Raw genomic sequence first — 8,866 nt, 5'->3', positions numbered from 1 at the left:
GCGGCCTAGTCGCTATTTAGGGCGTCCAAGATTTGGGACGCAGTTCATAATCGGCAGGAGGGCCCTTCGCTTTGCAAGACCATACTCCTTGCAGTATTTACCTGGTAGGCAGAGGCTCGCTACGCCGCGCGGCGTTTGGTGTAGACAAACCAGCCGCCGACGGCCCCGATACCGACGATGCCCACGGCAACACCGGCGATGGCAAAGCCGTTCGAGCCCGCGTCCGCAGCCTTGTTAGCGGCGCCGGCGCTCAACGCGGCGGTCTTGCCGGACGTGCCCGACTTTTTGCCGCTCTTGTCTGTCTTGCCGGCGACGGAAGACTCCGTCGAATCCTTCTTGCCGGATTCGGCCTCGGCCTTGGAATCGCCAGCTGCCTTGGCGCCCTCGCTCGAGGAAGCACCGGCCATCTTGGCGGCCACAGGAGCCATTACGCCCGCAAAACCGGCGGTCCCGTTGCCGGCACCGCCGTCCGACCCGGCACCCGGCGTCAGGACGCCCGGCGCCACCGTGGGCTTCTGCGGGTCCTTGCTGCTCGAGCCCTTGCCCGCCGTCACGGCCGTCTTCCAGGCAATCGTCTCTCCCGAGGAGACACGATACGTCGTGAGCGCGCGGAGCGCCTGCTCGGTCGCCATGGCGTTGGCCGCGCCGCCCTTGCTGTGCGCATAGCCGTTGCCGCCGTCCACGCGGTACAGGTCCAGCGCGCAGACCACGTTGGTCACGGCATTTGCAAACCCGTTAACGGGGTTGGCCGGGTCACGGTCGAGCGAAAGCAGCGCGAGGATCACCTGGGCATTGGCCTCGGCAGAACCGAAATCACAGGTACCCGCGCTCATCTTGCCCTTGAGGTAGGAGAGGCCGTTCTCGATGGCAGCATCGACCTTGGTGTCGCCCTCATAGGGCGCCACGGCCTGGATCGCCATGGCCGTCAGGTCCACGTCGCCCAGACGCGTACCCTCCACGGCGTCGTCGCTGCCGAGAAGCTCGCAGACGGCGTCCGCGAGGCTCGCGCGCGTCCAGGCAGAACCGGCGGGTACATCCGATCCGCTCGCATTAAGCGCCATCAGCGCAAAGATCTTCTCGTTGGCGCGCGTCATATCGGTGCGGCTGCAGATGAGCTCGACCAGGTTGACGCCGTCATAGTCGGTTATGTCCTCGCCGATGGCGGAGAGGGCCAGCGCCACACGCTCGGTCTCAGTCAGAGCGCAGGTCGCACTCCCCCACTCGGCCTTGTGCTCGGCCAGCGAGGCGCGGTAGTTGTCGAGCAGCTTGGAATCGATCTTGCGGCCCGCCTTGGCAAAGTCGTAGATCTCCCACTCGTCGCCGTACTGGAAGGCGTCGGAGCTGCGGCGCACGTCGATGAACGCAGCAGCGGCATCGATGCCCGCCGAGGCGGACTCACTCGTAGCGGGGCTCGCGGCCACGCCGGCCACGGTGATGGTAAGCGTCACGGGCTCGGCACCGGCGGTCGCGTCCACCGGCGTACCCGTCGCGACCACCGTGCCGGCCGAAAGCGCCGTCACCGTATAGTCGCTCGAGGCCACGTATAGGCCGTCGTCGGGAGCGCCGTCGACGTGCTTCCAGGCGCCCTTCTCGTTGCGGTCGATGCCCACGATACCCGAGGCGTCCTTGCCGTCGAGCGTCTTGAACGTCCAGATGAGGCCGGGCTCGGTCACGCTCCAGCCGTCCGCGTCGTTCTTACCGGCAAAGGTCAGGTCGAGCTTTTGCGCCGAACCGGCCTTGAGGTAGAGGCTGTCCGTGCCGGCCGTCACGCTCGCAAGCGGATTTTGGTAAGCATAAGTCACGTCGCACGACGCGCTGATGACCTTGCCATCGGCGTCCGTGTCGGGCAGCGTCGCGGTAAACGTGGTGGTGCCAGCCTTGTACGCCGTGTAGCCGATCTCGCCCGCGGTGGTGTAGGCCGCCACGGCAGGATCGCTGCTCGTCACGGTAAAGTTGTCGCGGTTGGTGGCGTTGTCGGGCGCCGCCACCGGGCGTGCGTGATCGGTCAAAAACGCGTCGCGCTCGGAGAGTGGGTTGCGGCCCTGCAGGTAGACGGTGGCGCCGTCCTCGTTATAGCCCATCGAGATGGACGTGGCGGCCACGGCTTCGGACGTCAGCGTCACGCTCTTGGAGCCGGCGCCCGCAGATGCGGCGTCGCGCGGGGTAACGGTGATCGTGGCACTGCCGGCATGCTTGAAGTAAAAGCAGGCCGAGTAGTCGTTGCTGTAGATGGTCGTAGGATCGCTCGAGGCAAAGTGGAAGCGGCTGAACGAGACGGGCACGTACTCGCCCTTATCGGCGTCGACGTAATGCACGCGAATCTCGAGGTTGCGCACCTCGGAGCCCTGGACGGTAGCCGCACCATCGGTCACGTTGCTCACGGTGCCGTCGGAGGCACGATACCACAGCTCAAAGTCATCGAACTGTTTGGCCTTGGCCTTGATCTTGATGGTAGCCACGGTCTGCTCGGAGCCATCGGCCTTGTGCTCGGTGGCGGTCACCGTGCCGGTAGCGTTGTCGTAGATGTAGAGCTCTCCCGTGGACTCGTTGATGCCGATGTTGCCGCGGTTGGCGTCATCGGTGCCCCAGGTGATGGTGCTCGTGGCCGGGACGCCCTTAAGTGCAAAGACGCCAAGTTTGCGGTAGGCGTCCACAGCATCAGGCGAAACCTCGAGCATATGGCCGGCAACCGTCTGGCTGGCGCCGTCGTTGGCCGTGAAGCTCACGGTGTAGGCGTCGTCGGGCGTGGTGTCCCCCGGCGCCTGGTAGCTGTTGCCCGAGCCAAAGACCGGCGTGCCATTTTTATCGATACCCCAGCTGCTGCCGTTGGCGCCGCAGTTGGCGTTGATAAGATCGGCGAAGCCATCGGTGGCCATGTCAGCGGGGTCGACAGCATAGGAGTTGACGAGCGCCGAGGCGGGAGCGCCCATCTTGTTGGTGAGGAATGCGCCCCAGTAGGTGTTGACGAGCTGGCCCGCGCTATAGGTCGCGAACAGCGCGCCCGCCGTGCCCTTGGAGGTCGAAACGCAGTTGGACACGATGCCGCCGTCGAGCGTGCGCGCAAAGCCCGCTACGCCCTTGCCGGTCACGCTCGTGGAGCAGTTGAGCACGGCGCCCTGAACCTTGTTGCCCAGGGGGCCGAACGCCTTGCCGTCCGTCGCCCGCTTCAGCTCGCCGGCGAACGAGATGTTCTGCACCACGCCCGTGGAGGCAACGCCGTCCATGAGCGACTTCACGCCACCGCCGTTGGTGAAGGTGATGGCGTGGCCCTGACCATCAAGCGTACCCGCGAGCATGCCCGTGGGGGCAAAGAAGTACTCGTCGTCGATGGTGATGTCGTTGTCGAGGACGTAGTAGGCGTCGACGTCGGCAGGCTTGAACTTGCCCATGAAGGCGTCGAGGTCGCTCTGCGAGCTCAGGTGCACTACGCTCTGCGGCTGAGCCACGGGCTCAGTGGGCTTGGGTTTCTCGAGCGCGGCGGTGGCATCGGTGAGTGCCTTGGTTGCAGCGTTGACCTCGGCCTGTGCGGCGTCATCGTTGGCGTAGACGTCCTGGGCGTTCGCAAGGGCCTCGGCGAGCTTGGACCAGCTCTTGGCCGTGTAGTCGCCCTCGACCTTGGCGCTGGCATCGTCGATGGCGGCCTTGAGGGCACCCTTGTTCACAACGACCACGGCGCTGCCCGAGACCAGCACGGGCAAACCGCCCTGTGCAGACCAGCTAAAGCCGGTGGCAGGAGCATCGGTGTTGAGCTTATCGACCGAGGCCTGGGTCTTGAGGTCGTCGACAGAGATTTTGCTGCCGAAGGAAGAATCGACCTTGTAGCCGCACGCCTGATCGCCCACAGTGAACAGATTGTTGGCCACGGTGCCAGACTTGTAATATCCAACAAGGCCGTGGGCGCAAAAGCCCGACATCGATCCGGAAACATAGGAGTTGATTACAGACCCACCGTTGAGCGTTCCCACCAGGCCACCGTAATCGGCCCAAGAGCCGCCATCGCTCAAAGTGGCCGTCGACCAGCACATCTGCACGGTTCCCGAGCAATTGATCGCAAGGGCGCCCTCATAATCGCCCATGGTTGCCCGGCCCATCACGCCCAGATTCTGCACCGTGCCAGTCACGCTCTTCGCAAGTGCCTTGCCGTTAAGCACGGTGCTGTGGCCCTGGCCATCGAGCGTGCCGGCCACGGTCTCGATCTGCTGGTCGGCGCCAAGACTGATATTCGCCGCGAGCTTCACGACAGCCCCGGCCTCGATGGTGGTGGGCAGCTCATCGGCAGAAGAGACCATCACAGTCTCGCCGGCCTTGGCGACACGCACGTCACGTGCCTGCTGAACATCGGCGTCGTCATCGTCGACGTTCACCGCGGCGGCGTTCTGCCCGTCCGCACTCAGCATGGCGGCAAGCCCCTCATCGGCAGACGGAGCAACGTCGGATCTTGCCTCGTCCGCCGACGCCTCGGCGCCTTCAGCACCCGTCTGCTCGTCCGCAGTGAAACTCGTCTCGTCGGCATTCTCGGCAGCATCCGCCTGCTGCGAGGCCTGGGCCTGCGCCTGCACAGCGATTTCTGCCATGCCCTCGGCAAATGCTGACGTACCCGGCATCGACCAGACGAGTAGCACCGAGAAAGCAGCGGCTCCCAGGCGCTTGAGCATAATGTTGTTTCGCGTCACCCGTTCTCCTTCTTTCGCGAACTTGCAATAGAGCCGTGGCGAAGAAGGCGGGGCAGGCGATGCCCCGGCAGCACAAAGGCGCACGTCAGCCACCCTATCGGCAGCAAAACGCACGCTCAGCAGCACCCCTTGTAGACCGGAATCCAGCGGCAAACAGAGAGGCCCTCGGTTTCGAGAAGAGCACGGGCAGGTAATCTGACTCGCGGGCGCGCCCGCACACAGTAACCGCCTTGCTCGGGATTCTCACCCGATTCCCCTTTATGCACTCGCGCGCACCCGTGCTCCGGCTTCTATTTTTTAACGGAGGAAGTGTACGTTACCGCAGGTAAATCGGTCAATGCACTACACAAAAACCGCCATACCCGAGCCATATGGCTCCCGGATGGCCACCTATAGGCAGCCCATATCGCCAGCCGTCCACCGAGCCGTCCCTGCCCACAAGATTGAGCGGCCCGAATGTCCCCCGTGGGGCTGAGGGGGCCAAATGTACCTGTTAGAAGCCATTTAAGCGTTTTAACAGGGACTTTTGGCCCCCTCAGTCCCACGGGGGCTTTTGGCCCGCTCATTTTGCTTTAGCTCAAGCAAACGGTCCCGCACGATTACTCGTACGGGACCGTTTTTAGTTAGGGCTGTCGTCTATGACCCGCTCCGGTTAATTCGCACGCTTGCGGATAAGCACGGCCCCCATAACGGCCAGAACTCCAGCCACCGTCAGAAGCGCCACGATCACCACAGACGAATCACCGGTCTTGGCAAGCCCTCCCTTGGTCGCCTTCTTGGCGGTATCGGTCTTGACGTCCGTCTTCACATCCGTCTTCTGACCGGGCTTCTGCCCAGGCTCCTCCTGCGCAGCCTGCGTCACGGTCACCGTCGCTTCATCGGACGTGGAAACCAGCCCGGCAGCACTCGTCACCTCAACGCGATACACCTTTGAACCGACCTCGGTCGTCGCGGCGACGTACTCAGCCGCCGTCGCCCCGTCGATGGCAGAGAAGTTGCCGTCCTCGCCCTTGACGAACCACTGGTAGGTAAGCTGGGCATCCGAGCCATCCACGCTGTCATCAACCGTCGCGGCAACGCTCAGCTTGGCCTCAGCGCCCTGAGCACACGTTACCGACTGCGGCTGAGCCGTGATGCTGGGAGCAACAAAAGCGGACGCGTACATAATCGGGGTCCGGGAGGTTCCATTCTCGGCATCATAGTCGCTCGGCATAAACGCACTCGAGGTATCTCCCGCATTCACATAAGCGCGCATCTCATCGAGAAGCTTGGCCGCCTTGTTGTAGACCTGTTCGCTCACTGCGGCAAACGCCTTGTTGGCAAGGTCCGTGCGCTGATCGGCAGGGGTTGCCTGCATCAACCCGTCAACAACGTCCTGCTGGGCGATAACCTGCTTCTGAAGGACATCGAGGTAGGCGCGCACGTTCTCACCCATCGAGGCACGGTTGTTGTAGGCGAGCGTGTTGATGTCCATGAAGACGTAGTCGAGGTTCTTGCCGTCCTTTTCGACCAAAGCCTGCGCGACGTCGTCCTTGCGTCCTGTATAAGTGCCGTCCACCGTGTTCCACGCCGGGAAGTAGTCAGCCGGAACTTCCGTCAACAGCGCAGAGTAGCTGGGCAGGTACACGCTGAACTCGCAACGCGAAAGCGCTTCCCACTGAATCGTGGCGATATCACTGGAAAGGCCGGACCGAATCTGGAAGATATTGCTCTCGGTCGTCCTGTTGTTGCCGATGGCATACAGGGCACTGTTGAGATTGGCGTTGAGGCTGTCATCCTGCTCGCCGCGGGCAGCGAGGGAACGCAACGCCGTGAACGTATCGGATTTGATGCCCGGCGTAAACGTCAGCTGCGGGTCGATGAGCGAGGTGACGCGACCCTGTTCATCAACGGTATAGTCCGTCTGAGGCGCAAGGGCAGCACCGAAGTAAGCACGTCCCTGGGCCAGGCGCGTATTCTGCGACGAACCCGAATTCTCCTTGCCATACGTCTTGAAGATGTTCGGCGTGCCGTCGTCATAGGTTACGAGAACGCCGTTGGACTCGGGCAGCGTCACGACACCGGCCGAGTGCAGGCATTGACTCACATCGTCAAGATTGACCTTATACTGCAGGCCGCCGATGTTGGGATTAACGGACGCCACGTCGTCGCCCATCTTGACGGCAATCCACTGATGGCCCGAAAGCTGAGCGAAAATCCAGGTCTCGGTATTGTCGGCAATGACGATCTGGTTGCAGTCCTGAGAGCCATACTGATCGATGATGGCGCCGAGCTTCTCCACGCCGTCGCGCGCCGAGGACGAAACGCTCAACAGGTAGTCGGCCAGGTTATACTCGCCGATGCCCGTGTCGACAAGAGGGTCGATAGCCTTGATTCCGTCGTTGTAATCCGTTGTGAGCGTCGCGGAAACGGAGACACCGCGCTCGTTGGTGCCGGCCTCGGAATACACGCGGGACGCTGCCTCGTCGTCCTGGGCATCCCACGCATCGGGATTGTCACGAACATAGGTGTAACGATACGAGCGACCCTGATAGGTGTACTCAAAGCCGGTCCCCGGCACAGAATCGTTCTCGAAAGAACGGAAGACAGGGTTGTCGATCGGCTGCTGCACGCCAAAGGTCTTGCAGTAGCGAGGTGAATAGTCCTCGGCGCGGCCGACATAGGTATCGCCCGTCGTTGTCTGGTTCTTACCGATGTAAACCTGCGTGCAGGCGAGCGCGGGCGCGGGCATGGCAAGCACAAGCGCCGCGACTATGCCCCCCCTAAACGCCTTCTTAGCAAAAGCCGGTAACCTCATACGTTCTCCCCTCCACACGGAGCCCGAACTACCCACCAACAATATGCGTAATGAGAACACTTTAGCTGGGTAAATCGGATTGAATATGCAGTTATCAGCTTATCTTATGTGTTAAGGAAGTATGGACACGGCACTCGTAACAACCCGTGACCGGTCGTTTGCATCTGGCAGGCGGCATTCCCCGCAGGGTTGAACAGGCCGATAAGCCCCGTGCGCAAGATTGAGCGGGCCGAGTGTCCCCCGTGGGATTGAGGGGGCCAAATGTACCTGTTAGAGGCCATTTAAGCGTTTTAACGGGGACTTTTGGCCCCCTCAGTCCCACGAGGGACATTTGGCCCGCTCATGCCCGACTGGAACGGCACGCGCTATCATGGGTGCCGTTTTGATGAGTCATCTTGATGGGAGCGTACCTATGGCAGCTTTTTCCACCGTGATCTTTGACCTTGACGGCACCATCCTCAACACGCTCGAGGACCTGGCGGCCGCCGGCAACCATACCTGCGAGATGCACGGCTGGCCCACGTTTGCCGTTGACGCCTACCGCTATAAGGTGGGAAACGGCATGCTCAAGCTGGTCGAGCGCTTTATGCCCGCCGAGTATGCGGGCGACGGCCGTATGTTTGAGCAGACGCTTGCCGAGTTTAGGGCTTATTACAGCGAGCACAAGGAGGACCACACCGCCCCCTACGCCGGCACGATTGAGATGCTCGAACGTCTGCGCGCCGCGGGCATTCAGCTTGCCGTGCTCACCAACAAGGATCATATTTCGGCAGCCCCGCTTATCGAGAAATACTTTGGTTCCGAGCGCTTTGCGCTGGTGCAAGGCCGTGTCGATGCGTTTCCGCCTAAGCCCGAAGCGCCCGTCACACTGCACGTGATGAAGGAGCTGGGCGCCAATCCGGCGACCACGCTCTATGTGGGCGATTCGAATGTCGATGTCCTGACCGGCCACAACGCCGGCCTTAAGAGCGCCGGCGTCAGCTGGGGCTTCCGCGGCCGCGCAGAGCTGGAGGCCGCCGGCGCCGACTACGTTGTTGATACGCAGGACGAACTCGCCGAGCTAATCTTGGGCGAGTAGCGAGCGACACCGCTTAACGCAGCTGCGACAATTCTTCCGCGCGGAAAGCGCATCCCGTTTTGGAGCTCCGGAATGGGACGCGCTTTCCGCTTGAGCCCCATCGGGGAAACGGCATCCCGTTGTGGAGCAATATTCCGGGTCGCACTTTCCGCAACCCACCCCATCCGGAAACCGTGACCCACTATTCGGCCAAAAACCGGGTCGCATTTTCCCGAGCGTTCGCGATGCAACGCTGGCGCAAGGAGTGTCCCCAACTGCCGGCAGAAAAGGAACGTCCATTACAGTCGAAATTGTCAGCCCGGGACCGTCTCGGGCTAC

3 protein-coding genes and 1 riboswitch are annotated in these 8,866 nt (G+C 62.2%); of the genes, 1 reads left to right on the top strand and 2 read right to left on the bottom strand.

The annotated features are described in order from the left end of the window. Positions 1-119: 119 nt before the first annotated feature. On the bottom strand, positions 120-4,673 hold the full coding sequence (locus tag DXB86_RS09655; RefSeq protein WP_117736955.1) for an FIVAR domain-containing protein: 4,554 nt from the start codon (positions 4,671-4,673) through the stop codon (positions 120-122). A 167-nt stretch (positions 4,674-4,840) separates the two neighbouring features. Continuing rightward, positions 4,841-4,968, bottom strand: a riboswitch (cobalamin riboswitch). Positions 4,969-5,325: 357 nt separating this feature from the next. Further along, on the bottom strand, positions 5,326-7,470 hold the full coding sequence (locus tag DXB86_RS09650) for a C69 family dipeptidase (protein ID WP_117736954.1): 2,145 nt from the start codon (positions 7,468-7,470) through the stop codon (positions 5,326-5,328). A 412-nt stretch (positions 7,471-7,882) separates the two neighbouring features. On the opposite strand from DXB86_RS09650, the gene DXB86_RS09645 reads away from it, so the two are divergent. Further along, positions 7,883-8,548, top strand: coding sequence for an HAD family hydrolase (locus tag DXB86_RS09645; RefSeq protein ID WP_199411038.1), 666 nt, complete (start codon positions 7,883-7,885; stop codon positions 8,546-8,548). Positions 8,549-8,866 lie beyond the last annotated feature (318 nt).

Origin of the sequence: Collinsella sp. OM06-18AC, from assembly GCF_003438785.1 — a bacterium.
Taxonomy (GTDB): Bacteria; Actinomycetota; Coriobacteriia; order Coriobacteriales; family Coriobacteriaceae; genus Collinsella.
The sequence above is the reverse complement of the archived record's forward strand: the minus strand, read 5'-3'. Positions and strand labels throughout refer to the sequence as shown.

What these genes read in the sequence shown, in the direction of transcription:
- DXB86_RS09650 (WP_117736954.1), bottom strand. Translation starts at nt 7,470, where the DNA reads ATGAGGTTACCGGCTTTTGCTAAGAAGGCGTTTAGGGGGGGCATAGTC.
- DXB86_RS09645 (WP_199411038.1), top strand. Translation starts at nt 7,883, where the DNA reads ATGGCAGCTTTTTCCACCGTGATCTTTGACCTTGACGGCACCATCCTC.